Origin of the sequence: Aquitalea sp. FJL05 (assembly GCF_003852595.1) — a bacterium.
Lineage (GTDB): Bacteria > Pseudomonadota > Gammaproteobacteria > Burkholderiales > Chromobacteriaceae > Aquitalea > Aquitalea aquatilis.
Genome location: NZ_QAJS01000009.1, coordinates 251,651 through 267,576, shown reverse-complemented (window position 1 = coordinate 267,576; position 15,926 = coordinate 251,651). Strand labels below are relative to the sequence as shown.

General features: G+C 58.7%; 13 protein-coding genes, 1 tRNA gene and 1 pseudogene. 2 read left to right on the top strand and 13 right to left on the bottom strand.

Annotated features, from left to right (window positions below; genetic code table 11):
• Positions 1-2 precede the first annotated feature (2 nt).
• The 3 genes from DBR44_RS09310 to DBR44_RS09300 all read right to left on the bottom strand — a co-directional run bounded on the left by DBR44_RS09310 (position 3) and on the right by DBR44_RS09300 (position 3,035).
• Positions 3-1,835: a methyl-accepting chemotaxis protein gene (locus DBR44_RS09310; protein ID WP_124643794.1), complete on the bottom strand. Its 1,833-nt coding sequence runs from the start codon at positions 1,833-1,835 to the stop codon at positions 3-5.
• Between the two features lie 174 nt (positions 1,836-2,009).
• Positions 2,010-2,621, bottom strand: a complete 612-nt coding sequence (locus tag DBR44_RS09305; RefSeq protein WP_124643793.1) for a methyltransferase domain-containing protein — start codon at positions 2,619-2,621, stop codon at positions 2,010-2,012.
• 21 nt (positions 2,622-2,642) lie between these two features.
• Positions 2,643-3,035, bottom strand: coding sequence for a DUF1289 domain-containing protein (locus tag DBR44_RS09300; RefSeq protein WP_124643792.1), 393 nt, complete (start codon positions 3,033-3,035; stop codon positions 2,643-2,645).
• A 96-nt stretch (positions 3,036-3,131) separates the two neighbouring features.
• Here DBR44_RS09300 and DBR44_RS09295 point away from each other — a divergent pair, with 96 nt between their 5' ends.
• Positions 3,132-3,380: a hypothetical protein gene (locus DBR44_RS09295; protein WP_124643791.1), complete on the top strand. Its 249-nt coding sequence runs from the start codon at positions 3,132-3,134 to the stop codon at positions 3,378-3,380.
• A gap of 108 nt (positions 3,381-3,488) precedes the next feature.
• On the opposite strand, the gene DBR44_RS09290 is transcribed toward DBR44_RS09295, so the two are convergent.
• The 4 genes from DBR44_RS09290 to nosP all read right to left on the bottom strand — a co-directional run bounded on the left by DBR44_RS09290 (position 3,489) and on the right by nosP (position 9,412).
• On the bottom strand, positions 3,489-3,863 hold the full coding sequence (locus tag DBR44_RS09290) for a DUF779 domain-containing protein (protein WP_124643790.1): 375 nt from the start codon (positions 3,861-3,863) through the stop codon (positions 3,489-3,491).
• Positions 3,864-3,984: 121 nt separating this feature from the next.
• Positions 3,985-5,505, bottom strand: a complete 1,521-nt coding sequence (gene adh, locus DBR44_RS09285; protein WP_124643789.1) for an aldehyde dehydrogenase — start codon at positions 5,503-5,505, stop codon at positions 3,985-3,987.
• 101 nt (positions 5,506-5,606) lie between these two features.
• Positions 5,607-8,249: a PAS domain-containing hybrid sensor histidine kinase/response regulator gene (locus tag DBR44_RS09280; RefSeq protein ID WP_233578443.1), complete on the bottom strand. Its 2,643-nt coding sequence runs from the start codon at positions 8,247-8,249 to the stop codon at positions 5,607-5,609.
• Positions 8,246-9,412 (bottom strand): nitric oxide-sensing protein NosP, encoded by a 1,167-nt coding sequence (nosP, locus tag DBR44_RS09275; RefSeq protein WP_124643788.1) that lies wholly within the window; start codon positions 9,410-9,412, stop codon positions 8,246-8,248. The genes DBR44_RS09280 and nosP overlap by 4 nt, the downstream gene beginning before the upstream one ends.
• Before the next feature lie 321 nt (positions 9,413-9,733).
• Here nosP and DBR44_RS09270 point away from each other — a divergent pair, with 321 nt between their 5' ends.
• Entirely contained in the window at positions 9,734-10,384 is a 651-nt protein-coding gene (locus DBR44_RS09270; protein ID WP_233578442.1) for a response regulator transcription factor, read from the top strand.
• An 88-nt stretch (positions 10,385-10,472) separates the two neighbouring features.
• Here DBR44_RS09270 and DBR44_RS09265 read toward each other — a convergent pair whose 3' ends face one another.
• From DBR44_RS09265 to DBR44_RS19740, 6 genes and pseudogenes are all read right to left on the bottom strand, one after another.
• Positions 10,473-12,101, bottom strand: coding sequence for a methyl-accepting chemotaxis protein (locus DBR44_RS09265; RefSeq protein ID WP_124643786.1), 1,629 nt, complete (start codon positions 12,099-12,101; stop codon positions 10,473-10,475).
• A 474-nt stretch (positions 12,102-12,575) separates the two neighbouring features.
• Positions 12,576-12,652: transfer RNA gene (locus DBR44_RS09260), tRNA-Pro, on the bottom strand.
• 31 nt (positions 12,653-12,683) lie between these two features.
• Positions 12,684-13,037, bottom strand: coding sequence for a MerR family transcriptional regulator (locus DBR44_RS09255; RefSeq protein WP_124643785.1), 354 nt, complete (start codon positions 13,035-13,037; stop codon positions 12,684-12,686).
• Positions 13,018-13,320, bottom strand: a complete 303-nt coding sequence (locus DBR44_RS09250; protein ID WP_045845169.1) for an integration host factor subunit alpha — start codon at positions 13,318-13,320, stop codon at positions 13,018-13,020. The genes DBR44_RS09255 and DBR44_RS09250 overlap by 20 nt, the downstream gene beginning before the upstream one ends.
• 71 nt (positions 13,321-13,391) lie before the next feature.
• Complete coding sequence (pheT, locus tag DBR44_RS09245) at positions 13,392-15,764, bottom strand: phenylalanine--tRNA ligase subunit beta (RefSeq protein WP_124643784.1); 2,373 nt, start codon at positions 15,762-15,764, stop codon at positions 13,392-13,394.
• A 20-nt stretch (positions 15,765-15,784) separates the two neighbouring features.
• Positions 15,785-15,926 (bottom strand): annotated as a pseudogene (locus tag DBR44_RS19740) (phenylalanine--tRNA ligase subunit alpha); the annotation flags it as partial.

Below are 15,926 nucleotides of genomic sequence, written 5' to 3'. Positions count from 1 at the left end.
TTTTATTTCCCTTCGCGCCGGCCTTTATTCTCCAGGCCTGCCGCCTCCAGCAGACTTCCAGGATCAAAGCCCAGACGCAGCGCCCCCCAGTGCCGACCATCCAGGAAGACCGGCAGTGTCAGCTCCGACAGGATTTCGCCGGTATCACGCATATAGGTATGCAGCAGGAAGGGTTCGGTATTGCGGGCCGACTTGAGGCCGGCAGGATCGGCAAAAATGCGCTTATCGCGGCTATTTACCAAATCCTTTTGCTCGTCGCCAGTCAGTGGCTGGCTATACCAGCTGTTATGGGTAGGCGCATAGCCATTGTTGTCCACCAGCAAGCAGAAGCGCCCTCCCACCACATCACGCACCAGACTGTCGTAATGTGCCTGCACCAGGCCTGTCAGCTTCTCGTCATAGGCGGTGTGGTATTTACTGGGTTTGCTGCCGGGGATGGGCTGATAACGCTGGTCAAACACATTGACGCCGGCTTTTTGCTGTTGCTGCAGCACACCCTGCAACTGATCACGCATGCCGCGCGCCAAGCCTATCATGCGGTCAAATTCACCCTCGCCGATTACGAAGCGCGATACCATTTCCTGCACCTGTTCGGCCACTCCGGACAATTCATCGGCAACCTGCTCGGTATGGTTGAGGCGTTCGGTTACCTGCTGTCCCAGATCGTGAATTTCCGACACATGCCGGTTTACCTGCCGATTGGTTTCGGCGAAATCTTCCATGGTGCCTGCGATTTGCGTAAGGCTGCTGGCGGTGGATTCAAAATCACCCATCATGCGGCCAAAGTGCTGCGAGGCACGTGAGACAACCTCGCGGGCCTGATGGGTTCCCGCGGTGATTTCATTGGTTTCCACCTGGGTATCCGACACCAGCCCCAGCATGCCGTCGATATTGCTGGAGATCTCGTCGGTGGCCTTTTTCACCTTTTCCGCCAGCTTGCGCACTTCGTCGGCCACTACCGCAAAACCACGGCCGCTTTCGCCTGCCCGTGCCGCCTCGATGGCCGCATTCAGTGCCAGCAGATTGGTCTGGTCGGAAATATCCTTGATCAGATCGACAATAGTCTTGATGCTGGCCGAGCGCTGACTCAGATCTTCCACGGTCTCGTTAAAGTGGCTTACCTTCTGGCTGATATCGTAAATGCGGTCGGCCACGGTCTTCAGTTCGTCATAAGACTCGCGCGCCACATCCAGATTGGAAAGGGTGGACACGGAAATGCTTTGCGTCTGGCCGGTTACCTGATTAATGCCCGTGGTGGTCTGATCGCTGGCATCGCGTACGCGAGTAGCGAATTCATCCTGCCGCACGGCACTGTTCAAGGATTCACTCACATTTTTACGGGTACGGGCGGAGTCCATGGCGATACGCACGGTCATCAGCCGCACATTGCTGATGATTTCGCGCATTTTCAGCTGGAAGCGATTATAGGAAACCGAAACATCGCGGATTTCGTCGTAGGTAATGGCCGGAATATCGCGTGACAGATCCCCCTCGCCAGCGCCAATCTCATTGAAAATGCCGATAATCATGTTCAGCGGCCGCACAATGAGATAGCGCAGATACCAGACCATGAAGCAAGTAAAGGCCACACCCAGCCCCCACAGGCAGCTGCCCCAGAAAATGGCACTGTCGATACTGGACAGGATATTGGCGGAAACCGAGCCGGGAACCGCCGGGTTATTCAGTTGGCCACGAATATCGGTCAACACCAGATAGGAATAAGCCAACATGATCAACTGGAACAGGCTCAAACAAAAAAAACTGCACAATTTCCTGGTCAGTGTATTGAAGAAGGTTTTTTCGACCAGGGTATATACGCGCCAGAACCAATCCATGCTCTCTCCTTACGACCTGCTGATATTGCTTGTTATATGTTTAAAGCGGGCGCTACATTTTTACCTTAAATCTGTGAAATAACCAATCCCAATTGCAATAAAAATGACGGTTATCAAGAACCATTCGCAGGTAGTTCACAGCAAGCACAAACTGTAACTACAGGATATGAAAGATTATTCTGCCAGCCCACTGCCTGCGGCAGGCTTGCGCTGCCACACCATCCAGAACTCCTGGCCGGCAAACACCGGCAAAGCTGCACCAACCGGCTGGCAGTCTCTCAACTCAAAGCCCTCAGCAAACAGTTGCTGCAGTGCAGCGCGGCTCGTACCAAAGGGAGGCCCCTTGGCTTTGTCCGCCAGAAAAAACACCCCGGCCAGATAGGCGCCACGAGGAGTCAGTTGCATCATCTTCTGGGTATAGTCTCTCCACATCCTCGGCGGCAAGGCGCACAAGAAGGCTCGCTCGAACACCAGGTCGTATATTGCGGCGGCTTCAAGGGCAAAGAAGTCGGCCTGCCACAGACGCGCCGGGCTGTCTTGCAGTGCGGCCGCCGCGCGCCGAATGGCTTCATGGCTGAAATCGATGGCATCCACCTGCATGCCGGCCTGTAACAGCCAGCGCACATCCGCCGCCGAGCCGCACCCCGGCAGCAAGACTCTACTGCCTTGCGGCAGGCTGGCGATGAAGCGATGCATATGTGCATCCGGCTGCGCTCCCTCCCATGGCGTAACGCCCTGCTGGTAGCGCACATCCCAGAAATCTGCCAAGGAACTGTCCTGCGCCATATTTCAGTTCTCCATTAACTACTAATTAGCCAGCGCAGCATACTCACGCAATTGCGCTGTGATGCCATCCAGGCCTTGCTGCACATCCAGCGGCAGCGACCGGCCATCCGGCAAGCGCAGTTGCACACCGGAGGACTGCATGCGAATGAACAAGCGCCGCCCATCCAGCGACAACATCCCCCACTCCTCACCATCCAGTTGCTGCAGGTCGAGCAGCACCCCCAGCCGCTCGGCGATATCCAGCAAGGGCTGCCGCTGCGGCAACTGCTGCCAGACCTGCTCACGGGCGGGCTCATCCATGAAGCACCAGTTGGAAATCTCGGCAAAGCTGCGGCCGCAGCCCCGGCAGACATTGTCACCAACGGCCGTTGTGCAACGGGCGATACACGGTGAATCAGGACGCTCAAGCACCATGCACCACTCCAAACTGAAACACTTCTGTCATATTTCTTGACTTTCCCAACAAAAATGTCAGATAAATGAAAGATCGCTGCAACAATATAAACACAAATGCCACGCAACGAATTATTGGTATTCCGAATACTACGCATTTTGCGCCTGAAACAGGTGCAATATCTGGACGAGCGCCAGCTCATCGCCGCCATTCGCCGCGAAACCGGTGATGAATTCAACGAGCTGATCATCCATGAGCATCTGCGCCATATGCAGCAGCATGGCCTGCTCAAGCCTGTCAATCTGCGCAAGGTCAATGGCTACGCCCTGGACTGGGCCGGCTACGACTATCTGGATGCTTCCTGAAACCGGGTCCACCACCCCGGTCAACAAGATCGGCTCTGCGGCAGGATGCCGTCCTGAAAACAGAAAACCCCGGTTTGACCGGGGTTTTTCATTACAGGCAACAACAGTTCAGCCCTGAGCAGGCGGCGACGGTGACAGCATGGCCAACTCCTCTTCGCTCAGCAAGCGCGACAGCGTGACAAAGCGCATTCCTTCGGCCGACTCCAGCGAAAAGCCCCCGCCACGTCCCGGTACAGCATCAATGGTCAGTGCGCAGTTCTGCCAATAGCCATACAGAAATTCGCTGATGTAAAAAGGGCAGCCGCCGATTTCTCCCAACAGGATGTCATGATCGCCAACACGGAATTCCTGCTGGGTAAAGCACAGTGGCGCACTGCCGTCGCAACATCCACCAGACTGGTGGAACAGCAAGGAACCATGGCGCTGGCACAACACCGACAACAGTTCCGCAGCACGCTCTGTCATGTTGACGCGGGAAATCATGTCACCCCTTTTTGCGAGAAACCGGCGGCGCCAAAGCGAGGGCGACTTGCGCCACCCCCAAGGAGGACCGCTGCTTGCAAGCGGTCAACCGCCCGCAGGCGGTGACCGTGAAAAGAACTGCTTAGAAGAAGCCCAGTGCCTTCGGGCTATAGCTCACCAGCAGGTTCTTGGTTTGCTGGTAGTGATCCAGCATCATCTTGTGGGTTTCGCGACCAATGCCGGATTTCTTGTAGCCGCCAAAGGCAGCATGTGCCGGGTAGAGGTGATAGCAGTTGGTCCAGACACGGCCAGCCTTGATCTCGCGGCCCATGCGATAGGCGGTATTGCCATCACGCGTCCACACCCCTGCCCCCAGGCCAAAGGCGCTGTCATTGGCAATGTGCAGTGCTTCTTCCTTGTCCTTGAAGGTGGTGACAGCCACGACTGGCCCGAAGATTTCCTCCTGGAACACACGCATCTTGTTGTGGCCGGCCAGGATGGTGGGCTGTACATAGAAGCCCTCTGCCAGTTGGCCACCCAGATGGGCCTGGCCGCCACCAGTCAGCACCTGTGCACCTTCGGCGCGGCCGATGTCGATATAGGACAGGATCTTGTCCAGCTGCTCACGCGAGGCCTGAGCACCGATCATGGTGGACATGTCCAGCGGATTACCCTGCTTGATGGCTTTGACGCGTGCCACGGCACGTTCCATGAAGGCTTCGTAGATGGATTCCTGCACCAGCACGCGCGACGGGCAGGTACATACTTCGCCCTGATTGAGGGCAAACATGGCAAAGCCTTCCAGCGCCTTGTCGAAGTAATCGTCGTCCTCGCGCATCACGTCTTCGAAGAAGATATTGGGTGACTTGCCACCCAGCTCCAACGTCACCGGGATGATGTTTTCGGCAGCGTACTGCATGATCAGGCGGCCAGTGCCGGTTTCACCGGTGAAGGCGACCTTGGCAATGCGCGGATTGGTGGCCAGCGGCTTGCCGGCTTCCACGCCAAAGCCGTTCACCACATTCAGTACGCCATCGGGCAGCAGATCGGCAATCACTTCCATCAGCACCAGAATGGCCATCGGGGTCTGCTCGGCCGGCTTGAGCACCACGCAGTTGCCGGCAGCCAGCGCCGGGGCCAGCTTCCAGGCGGCCATCAGCAGCGGGAAATTCCAGGGAATGATCTGGCCGACCACGCCCAGCGGTTCGTGGTAGTGGTAGGCCACGGTGTCTTCGTCCAGTTCGGACAGCGAGCCTTCCTGGGCACGCAGACAAGCGGCAAAGTAGCGGAAGTGATCAACTGCCAGCGGCAGGTCGGCCGCATTGGTCTCGCGGATGGGCTTGCCGTTGTCCAGCGTTTCGACCAGGGCCAGGAAAGGCAGGTACTCTTCCATGCGGTCGGCAACCTTCAGCAACACATTGGCGCGCACCGCCGGTGCAGTACGACCCCAGCGATCGGCTGCGGCATGGGCGGCATCCAGTGCCAGTTCGATGTCAGCCGCGGTGGAGCGGGCAATATCGCACAGCGGTTTGCCGTCGATCGGGCTGACATTGGTGAAATATTGCCCTTGTACCGGCGCTACCCAGCGGCCGCCGATGAAATTTTCGTAACGGGATTTCAGCGGGAGTTTCTTGCTGAGTGCTGCGAGTGCTTGCTGATACATGACGTTGCCTCCTGGCTATTAGAATCGGAGCGCCGGTCGTTGCTACCGGCTGCCAAGTCATTGTGCGAAATCACCCGCCATTCCTCTATTCGACTTTGGTCTTAGAACAGCCCCCGCGCCACCTGGCCAATGCCTTCTTCCTGGATCTCGCCTGATGACAAAGCCAGCTTGCCCAGATGGCCGATCAGCGCCCGCAGCCTGGCCGGCCGCACCGGCTTGCTGAGCAAGGACCAGCCTTCGGCAGCGATTTCGGCGGCCACTTCCGGGCTGCGATCTGCGGTGATGATGGCAGCAGGAATCTTCACCTGTAGCTGGCGGTATAGCGCCAGGATGACTTGCGGCCCGCTCACATCGTGATCCAGATGATAGTCAGCCAGAATCACATCCGGCGGGCGACTAAGTTGTCCCAACAAGGCTTGGGCCTCGTCCAGTCCGGCAGCGGCCAGTGGCAGGCAGCCCCAGCCAGAGAGCAAGGTGCTCATACCGGCCAGAATCGTCGCTTCGTTGTCGATCAGCAAAATTGTCAGGCCCAGCAATTCCGATGGCAGCACCGTACTGATCCCTTCCTGCTGCCGCGGCATGGCGCTGGCGGCGGCCTGCTCGCCATAGGGCAGCACGATGCCGAAAAATGAGCCGCGCCCATGCTGCGAACGTACTTCCAGCCGGTGCTGCAAGCGCGTGGCCAGCCGCTTGACGATGGCCAGCCCCAGCCCCAGTCCCTTGCTGCACATGGCACGGTGCTCGGGCAAGCGCTGGAATTCTTCAAAAACCTGCGCCAGCTTGTCAGCCGGAATGCCCTGCCCCTGATCCCACACGCCAACCAGCACACCTTCGGCGGTACGACGGGCCGCCAGCAATAGCCGGCCATGCTCGCTGTAACGCAAGGCATTGCTGAGAAAATTGCGCAGGATGCGGCTGAGCAAGACCCAGTCGCTATACACCACCGCGCCACACAGGTGGCTGCGCAGGCTCAATCCGCGCTCGGCCACCAGCGGGCTGAATTCGATGCTGAGCTGGCGCAGCAGCTGGTCGATATGAAAATGACTGCGCTCCACCTCGATAGCACCGGCATCGATGCGCGACAGTTCCAGCAGGGTATTGATCAGATCATCCACGGCCTCCAGCGAGCTTGCGGCATGCTGCACCAGCCGCATGTTTTCACCGCTGGCTTCGCGTTCGGCCAGGCTGGCCACAAACAGCCGCGCGGCATTCAGCGGCTGTAGCAAGTCGTGGCTGGCCGCGGCAAAAAAGCGCGTCTTGCTGCGATTGGCCTCTTCGGCGGCGACAATGGCTTCCTGCAAGCGGCTATTGGCACGGCGCAGCTCGCTGGTGCGGGCGGTAACCCGCAGCTCCAGCTCCTGCTTGGCCTGCGTCAACACCTGTTCGGCACGGCGGGTCTGGGTAATGTCCTGGATCAGCGCATAGAAGCCATGCACCACGCCGTCTTCGCCAATATGCGGGATAAAGGCGGCCTGGGCGTACTCCACCGAGCGCTTGGGTGCCGGCATTTTCAGCTCGAATACCGACGACACCCCGGCCAGCGCGCGTTCGACAAAATGCTGGCGCGGATCGTACAAGGCCGGCCCCAGCACCTCGCGCAGGGTACGGCCATTGATTTCCTGTACCGGCAGGCCAAACCAGTCTTCGTAGCCCTTGTTAGTGAAGCGGTAAATCTGGTCTTTGTCGACATAGGAAATCAGCGCCGGCAAGGCATCGGTAATCAGCCGCAGCTTGGACTCACTCTCGCGCAAGGCCAGTTCATCGCGCTTGCGGGCGGTGACATCGCTGCAGGTAATGACAAAGCCGGCATTGGGCATGGGGCAGGATTCGATTTCCAGCACCAGGCCGCTGGCTGTTTCCACCTCGTAGCTGCCATTGACCGGGCACAGCAGCGGAATTTCCGCACTGCCCGGCAAGGCCTGCCCAACGCGCAAGGCCGCCGGCGACAGTCCGGCCAGCTCGCAAAAACGGTGATTCCAGGCCAGCAGCAGTGACTGGTGATCAAACACCGCAATACCCTGACGCAGGCTGTTGACGGTAGCCTCCAGCAACTGGCGGTGGGCGGCCTGATCCTGCTGCCGCAAGCGCTGCTCCTGCCGTTTGATTTCGCTGATATCGGTATAAATGGCCACTCGGCCACCGTCGGCGGTCTGGCGTTCGCTGATACGCAAATAGCGGCCATCGCTGAGCGCTTCCAGATAGCTGCCACTGCTGTCACGGTGTAGCTGGATGCGCTGCTGCCGCCAGTGTTCGACCTGGCCCAGCGCCTCCAGCGCGCTGCCGGAATCGGCCAGATGATCGAGGTACTCGGCAAACTGCATGCCGCTGCGCACATGCCGTCGCAAGGCCGGCTGCAGCTCGACAAAACGCTGGTTGAAGCGTACCAGCCGGTCGTGCTGGTCCCACTGGGCAAAGCCGTCAGCGATGGTATCCACCGCCACGCCCAGCCGGTTATTGGCTTGCTCGGCCGCCAGCCGGGCCTCTTCCAGCGCGATATTGCTGGTTTTCAGCTCATTCATGGCGCGCTCCAGTGCGTGGGTACGCTCCTGGATGCGTTTTTCCAGTTCGGCCGATACCTGGAAGATGGTGAAGGAATTGCCATTGTCGGCCATGCCGCTTTCCACGCGGTAGATCAGGGCCTTGTTGATCTTGCGCAGCTTGGCATTGTCCTTTTCCAGCCGGGCAATGTGCAGCAGCAGCTGTGATGGATCAGCCACCGATAAATCCAGCTCCTGTTCCATCATCCCGCTCCGTGTATTGCGGCCATCCCTGCGGCATAGCCGATGGCAATGCCGGTGAAGGTCTGGTTGACATGCATGGCATTGAACTGCTCGCCATAGGTGTTGAAACCCACCACCCGGTTTTGCACCAGCAAACCGGACAGGCGGCTTTGTGCGGCGGTATTGCTGATCATGATGCGGCGCAAGATGCAGTCACAGCCCAGCACCACCTGCAGGCGACCCAGCTTGCTGCGGACCTGGGCAAAGGTGTGGGCCAGGCTGCCCACCAGATCCTGCTGTTCGGTGCCGGACAGCACCACCCCCTCGTCCACGCTGCAGAAAAAGGACAGCGACAAATCATCGTTGACGCGCTGGATGGAGCGCGCATAAGGCACACCGCCCACTTGCAAAACCAGCGGGTGGGCGGCAAAGGTGTGCGGGTCCAGCTGCTCGGGGTCCAGCCCCAGCAGCCGGCAGTACTCCGCCGCTGCCGGTTCGGCATTGATCTCGGTAACCAGCCGGCTGTCGGCATCGGCCTCGGTAATCACCATGCGCTCGCCACTGCGGGCGGCATGCTCGGACTTGAACATCTCGAAGGGATGACGGCTGGCCACCATCACAAAAGCCGCACTATTGCTGTGAAAGCGGCCATTCAGCAGGATAGCGGTGTTTTCGAAGCGCATATTGTCGCCGGCCGACCCGCCCAGCAAGGGGATATGCCCCAGTGCCGACGACAGCCGGCTGGCCACCCGCTCCTCGCAGGCTGCCAGCCCGTCGATCAGCATCAGGGCAAAGCTGTTGCGGTCGATTGCCTGGCCGCTCTTGCGCGCCAGCTCATGCCGCGAAGTCATCACCGCCTCGAAGGCATCGGACAGTTCGAAAGCGTGCAGATTATCCAGCCGTGCAGCCACGGCAAAGAAGTCGGGCTCGGCAAAACTCACCCCGCTGATACTGCCCTGCTGATAGCCATGACAGCCGATTTCCCCTGCCGTGGTACACCCCACCACCAGCGCATCGCCAAAATGCCGGTGCAAGCTGGGGCCGAGGCTGGCCAGATCGTAGGCCGGGGAAATAAACAGCAATACCAGTGCCAGGTCTGGCTGATGCAGCTGCTGAAACAGCTCGGCTGCGGCCAGTGCGGGGTCCTGCTGCTGGGTACTTCCCAGCAGCACCAGGCTATTCTCCATCTTGTCTCCAGCTTGCCGTCTCGCCACAGCGGGCGGCGGCCTTGTCATTCTATTGACCGGTCTTTGCCGGCTTGAACTGTGCTGCCCGTACCGCCTGCCTTGCACAAGATGGCGCTGGCCGGCAGATACGGCAAACAGGCTGATTCATTCTAGCGCGATCAGCGCGCAGATCATCCAGCCATGGCGCTCAATCAGCCGTGCAGCGCCAGATGAGCGCCAGACATGCAGCGGACATGCTGCCAGCATTGGCCGATTCAGGCTATAGTCTTGGACGCTGCCGCTGCCGGGCGCGCTATTTTGCGAGACTGAATCGATATGGAAATGAGTGTACTGATTGCCGACGACCACCCGCTGTTTCGCGAAGCCTTGAAGGACGTGGTGCGGGAAGTGTTTGGCCCGGACATCCACCTGATCGAATGCACCTCGCTGGCGGAAGCCAGCGCTGCCATCCACGACGACAGCCTGGAGCTGGCACTGCTCGACCTCAATATGCCGGGCATGCAGGGGCTGAGCGGCGTCGCCAGCCTGCGCCATGCCGCGCCAGTCGTGCCGCTGGTGGTGGTGTCCGCCGACGAGCGCAGCGAAGTGGTGCAAGCGGCATTGGCGCTGGGGGTATGCGGTTTCATTCCCAAATCCACCCCGCGCCAGCAAATGGCGGAGGCGGTGCGCCGCATCAGCGCGGATGGTGAAATCTACCAGCCGCCACAGCTCGCCGGCCACGATACCAACAGTCCCACCGCCATCCCGCTCTCGGCCGAACAGCAAGCCATGCAGGCCCGACTGGCCAGCCTGACCCGCCAGGAACGCTGCGTGCTGGAGGCTATTGTCGCCGGCAAACCCAACAAGATCGTGGCGCACGAACTGAATATCGCCGAGAGCACGGTCAAGGCGCATGTTTCCGCCATCCTGCGCAAGCTGGAAGTCAGCAGCCGCACCCAGGCCGTGATCAAGGCCGGGCCGCTGCTGGAGTAAGGCGGGACACGGGCCGCCAACCAGGCTGGCAATGACAAGGCCCCGCCAGCATGTCACTGCGCGGGGCCTTGTTCATCAGCAAAATCAATCAGACCTGATACTGCGCCACTGCCTTGCCCATGCGCTCCACATTGAGCTGCAAGCGGGTCGATGCGGCTTCGGTAGCATGCGCCACCTCCAGGTTTTTACCAGTCAGGGCGGCCACCGACTCCAGCCCCTGGCCCATCAGATCCATGCCCATTTTCTGCTCATCGGCCGAATGGCTGATTTCCGCCACCATGCTGACGGCTCTTGCCATTTGCACACTGATTTCATCCAGCACCGCATGGGCCTGATGCACCAGCTCGACACTGGTGCCCACTTGCGCCGCACTCTGGCGCATGCCGGTCACCGAACCCACGGTATCGGCCTGGATGCGTGAAATCATCTTGTCGATTTCCTGGGTGGCATTGGCCGTACGCTCAGCCAGCTTGCGTACTTCGTCGGCCACCACGGCAAAGCCACGTCCGGTTTCGCCAGCACGGGCGGCCTCGATGGCGGCATTCAGCGCCAGCAAATTGGTTTGATCGGCAATATCCTTGATGACACTGGCCACCTTGCCGATGTCTTCAGTGCGCCGGCCGAGTTTTTCCACAGTTTCAGCCGAGGTGGCAACGGTAGCCGCCAGTTCGCGAATGGTTTCACTGGCCCGCTCTGACAAGCGTGCCGCCTCGCCAGCCTTGCTACCGACATCACGCGTCACCGACTCGGTATCGTGGGCATGCTGCGCGATCAAACCTATCGATGCCGCCAGCTGCTCAATGGTGGCAGCCGAAGCCGTGGTCTTTTCGGTTTGCAGCGATGCAGACGAAACCAGCGACACCACGCTCTGGTTCAGATTGCCCGAGGTATCCTGCACATTGTGGGCCGAATTCATCATCACCTGGATGGTGGCACCGACGGCGGCCGTCTGGTTATCCAGCTCCGTCGCAATCTTGCTGATCAGATCACCGCGCTTGGGGTGCAAATTGGCGCGTAAATTGCCTGTTTTGAGCAGATCCTGCAAGAAGTGGTGGATGCGCGTCAGGCGACCAAGCACTCCCGGCAGGATGAATACCACCGCCAGCAAGCAGCACAGCAGCGCCAGCACCGCCGCACCCTGAAACAAAGGCATGAAACTGCTCTGGCTACTAGCCAGCAAACCCAGCAGCAAAGCCAGTGCAGCAAGCACCAGCACAGCGTAGAGCTGAAACACAAAACCACTCACCGCTTGCACCAGTGGTGACCGTTTTTTCACTACTGCGCCATTTTCGATAGACAAAGAGCGATCGCCCTGGCGGATGCGGCCATACAGCAGCTCGGCGGCAGCCACTTCCTCACGCCCGGGAGGGGTACGCACCGACTGGTAACCAACAATCTGCCCGTTTTCACGCACCGGGGAGGCATTGGCACGCACCCAGTAAAAACCACCATCCTTGCGCCGATTCTTCACCAGGCCACGCCAGGGCCGCCCATCCTTCAGATTGCGCCACATATCGGCAAATGCCGCTTCCGGCATATCGGGGTGACGAATCAGGTTATGCGGCTGACCAACCATCTCCTCTTGATCGAAGCCACTGATCTGGGCAAAGGCGCTGTTAGCCTCGACAATATTACCCTGGGTATCGGTACGTGAATAAATGAACACACCATCTGGAACGATGGTTTCTTGCTGGTTGACTGGCTGATTATTTCGCATATCTTTTTGTTTTATTTGGTGTTTATCAAAAATACATCATGACGCAACCAGGGAGAATAGTGATTGATTACCCTGCTTGTTTTTTGGCTCGATGGCGGCCCACTCCGGTTTTAATTGGACACGGCCAAATCATAAGCCGATTAAACCAGAGCACTACTGCAAGCGCACTGATTCATGACAAAAACAATAATAACTGTGTGGTTTTTGCACTTCAGGAAAATTTGCTGATTGCTTTACTGCGAAACCTGCAGATACAGCAGACTACATAGCAATAAGTTAAGAGACATTACAGTAGGAGAAGTGAAATGCAGCAATAACAGGCAATAAATAACAGTATGAAAAAGCAGAAACGTACAGACAAGCCGATCCGTGGATTATTTAGAATAAAACCGCGTAAAAATCGGTAAATAAATAGATAGAAAACAAAAAAGCCACCCCGCAGGATGGCTTAATGTTGGTATTACTGTGGTCTTGTGGTCGGGGTGAGAAGATTCGAACTTCCGACCCCCTGCACCCCATGCAGGTGCGCTACCAGGCTGCGCTACACCCCGACTTCAAGAGAAACGCATTGTAACTGTTTATTTATGGTTTGCCAATACCCGCATCCAACCAAGCCAGAATTGTTTCCAATTCTGCGCGCACTTCCTGCGCGGTAATCGGACGTTCCATCTCGCCGCCAGCGCCCAGACGCTGACGTGCACCATGAATGGTAAAACCATCGTCGTACAGCAGACCGCGAATGCGCCGCACCAGCAGCACCTCGTGGTGCTGGTAATAGCGACGGTTGCCACGGCGCTTGACCAGGCGCAACTGGGAGAATTCCTGCTCCCAGTAACGCAGCACATGCGGCTTGACCCCGGTCAGTTCACTGACTTCGCTGATGGTGAAGTAGCGTTTGGACGGGATTGCCGGCAGATCAGCCTTGCTTGTTAGCATGGTATTGCTCAACCATTCCTTTGAGTTTCTGACTGGCATGGAAGGTGACAACCCGGCGGGCCGTGATGGGAATTTCTTCCCCGGTCTTGGGATTGCGCCCCGGACGTTGCGGTTTGTCACGCAGCTGGAAATTGCCGAAACCGGACAGCTTTACCGAATCGCCGGCTTCCAGCGCGATACGGATTTCCTCGAAAAACGTTTCAACCATGTCCTTGGCTTCACGCTTGTTCAGACCTACCTGGTCAAACAACAGGTCGGCCAACTCAGCCTTGGTCAAAGTCATGACTACCCCTTAACTTCTTGAATGCAAATATGGAAGGCGGACATTATGCCACGCCTTCCGGCAATAATGGCTTACAGTCGTAGTTGGGCGGCGTGGCTGGCAGCCACGGCATCCAGCAGCTTCTGGATGGCCGGCTCGACATCTTCGTCGGTCAGGGTGCGGGCATCATCCTGCAACACCACGCGGAAAGCCAGGCTCTTCTTACCTTCTTCCACGCCCTTGCCACGATAGACATCAAACAGGGCTACTTCCTTGACCAGCGCGGACGCATTCTGCCTGAAAGTGTCCAGCATAGCAGCAACCGTTACCTCTTCGTCAACCACCAGCGCCAGGTCACGCCGTACCGGCTGCAGCTTGCTCACCGGTTCTGCCTTGATGGCGGAGCGTGCTTCAACCGCAGCCAGATCCAGTTCGAACAATACCGGGGCAGTCGGCAGGCCGTATTCTTGCGCCCAGCGCGGATGCAGCTCGCCCATCACGCCAATGACCTTGCCGTGCAGGCTGATCTCGGCGCAACGGCCGGGATGGAAAGCCGGGTGCGCAGCCTTGGCAAAGCTGGCACGGGCCGGCAGCAGCAGGGCTTCGACATCAGCCTTCACATCGTAGAAGTCAACGCGCTCGGCTTTCTGCCCCCACTGCTCTGCTACACGCGGGCCCCAAGCGAGACCAGCTACTTTTTCCGGCTGAGTGCTTTCATCGGCCACACCCGCAGCATTCTTGCCGAATACGCGGGCCACTTCAAACACCCGCACGCGCGGCTGTTTGCGATTGAGGTTGCCTTGCAGCACATTGACCAGACCGCCAATCAGCGACGAGCGCATTACGCTCATCTGCGAGGCGATCGGATTGATCAGGCGTACCGGGTCGGTATTGCCGGCGAAATCACGCTCCCAGGCCTCTTCGACAAAGGCGTAGCTGACCACTTCCTGATAGTCGCGCCCCGCCAGGAAATGGCGGATGTCTTCACGCGGGCGACGCTCTTCCGGCAGCGCCAGCATACGCAGGCGCGCAGCCGGTGCGGCGTAAGGGATGGCATCGTAGCCATGCACGCGGGCCACTTCTTCGATCAGGTCTTCTTCGATTTCAATGTCGTAGCGGAAGGACGGCGCATGCACCAGGAAGCCGTCTTCCAGCGTGTCGAAGGACAGGCCCAGACGGGTGAGGATGGTCGCAATTTGCTCGGCAGTCAGGCTGATGCCCAGCAGGCGGGCGACACGGGCAGTACGCAGCTTGACACCACCGCGCGCCGGCAGTTCGGCTACCTTTTCGTTCAACGGGCCAGCTTCACCCCCACAGATGGACAGCACCAGCTCGGTAGCACGTTCCATGGCTTCGGTTTGCAGCTGGAAATCCACACCACGCTCGAAGCGGAAGGAGGAGTCCGAGCCGAAACCCCAGGCACGCGCCTTGCCAGCAATCGCGGCCGGAGCGAAAAAGGCACTTTCCAGCATGATGTCCGTGCTGGCGGTGGTGACACCGCTTTCTTCGCCACCCATGATGCCGGCAATGGCCAGTACCTTGGCATCGTCGGCAATCACCAGATGCTCGTCGCTGAGGGTGACGGTTTTTTCGTTCAGACACAGCAGCTGCTCACCAGCCTTGGCCATGCGCACGGTGATGCCACCGTCCAGCTTGGACAGATCAAAGGCGTGCATCGGCTGCCCCTGCTCCAGCAGCACATAATTGGTGACATCGACGATAGCCGAAATGGAACGCAGACCGGAACGCTCCAGACGGCGCTTCATCCAGTCCGGCGTCGGCGCAGCGGCGTTGACATTGCGGATGACGCGGCCAATGTAGCGACCGCAAGCTTGACCTGCCTGGATGGCAACCGGCACCACGTCGTCGATTTGCGGGGCAATGCTGGTAATGGCTTGCGGTTGCAGGGCAGCACCCGTCAGCGCCGCCACTTCGCGGGCAATGCCCTTGATGGACAGGCAGTCGGCACGATTAGGGGTGATTTTCAGCGTAAACAGCTGATCATCCAGCCCCAGATAATCCCGGATACTCTGGCCAACCGGCGCATCAGCCGGCAGCAACATCAGGCCATCGACATCTTCCGGCACACCCAGCTCCTTGCCGGAGCACAGCATGCCGCCCGATTCCACACCGCGCATCTTGGTGGGCTTGATCTTGAAGTCACCCGGCAATACCGCACCCGGCAGCGCGCACGGCACGCGTACGCCCACAGCCACGTTCGGTGCGCCACAGACGATCTGTACCAGCTCGCCACTGCCCACATCGACCTTGGTCACACGCAGGCGGTCGGCATTTTCGTGCTTGACGCACTCTTTGACTTCACCAATCACCACGCCAGTAAAGGCCGGTGCGGCAGCGGTGGTTTCTTCTACTTCCAGACCTGCCATGGTCAGCAGATTGGACAATTCCTCGCTGGAAAGGGAAGGATTAACCCAGCTTCTCAGCCACTGTTCGGAAAATTGCATTGTTTATCCCCTGCCTGCGATCAATTGAACTGTTTGAGGAAATTGAGATCGTTCTCGAAGAACAGTCGCAGGTCATTCACGCCATAGCGCAGCATGGCAAAACGGTCCAGACCAATACCAAAGGCAAAGCCGCTGTACTTTTCCGGATCGATATTCACATTG

Bases quoted from the DNA above. Each gene is read 5' to 3' on its own strand.
- DBR44_RS09310 (WP_124643794.1), bottom strand. From the start codon at position 1,835: ATGGATTGGTTCTGGCGCGTATATACCCTGGTCGAAAAAACCTTCTTC.
- DBR44_RS09305 (WP_124643793.1), bottom strand. From the start codon at position 2,621: ATGGCGCAGGACAGTTCCTTGGCAGATTTCTGGGATGTGCGCTACCAG.
- DBR44_RS09300 (WP_124643792.1), bottom strand. From the start codon at position 3,035: ATGGTGCTTGAGCGTCCTGATTCACCGTGTATCGCCCGTTGCACAACG.
- DBR44_RS09295 (WP_124643791.1), top strand. From the start codon at position 3,132: ATGCCACGCAACGAATTATTGGTATTCCGAATACTACGCATTTTGCGC.
- DBR44_RS09290 (WP_124643790.1), bottom strand. From the start codon at position 3,863: ATGATTTCCCGCGTCAACATGACAGAGCGTGCTGCGGAACTGTTGTCG.
- adh (WP_124643789.1), bottom strand. From the start codon at position 5,505: ATGTATCAGCAAGCACTCGCAGCACTCAGCAAGAAACTCCCGCTGAAA.
- DBR44_RS09280 (WP_233578443.1), bottom strand. From the start codon at position 8,249: ATGATGGAACAGGAGCTGGATTTATCGGTGGCTGATCCATCACAGCTG.
- nosP (WP_124643788.1), bottom strand. From the start codon at position 9,412: ATGGAGAATAGCCTGGTGCTGCTGGGAAGTACCCAGCAGCAGGACCCC.
- DBR44_RS09270 (WP_233578442.1), top strand. From the start codon at position 9,734: ATGAGTGTACTGATTGCCGACGACCACCCGCTGTTTCGCGAAGCCTTG.
- DBR44_RS09265 (WP_124643786.1), bottom strand. From the start codon at position 12,101: ATGCGAAATAATCAGCCAGTCAACCAGCAAGAAACCATCGTTCCAGAT.
- DBR44_RS09255 (WP_124643785.1), bottom strand. From the start codon at position 13,037: ATGCTAACAAGCAAGGCTGATCTGCCGGCAATCCCGTCCAAACGCTAC.
- DBR44_RS09250 (WP_045845169.1), bottom strand. From the start codon at position 13,320: ATGACTTTGACCAAGGCTGAGTTGGCCGACCTGTTGTTTGACCAGGTA.
- pheT (WP_124643784.1), bottom strand. From the start codon at position 15,764: ATGCAATTTTCCGAACAGTGGCTGAGAAGCTGGGTTAATCCTTCCCTT.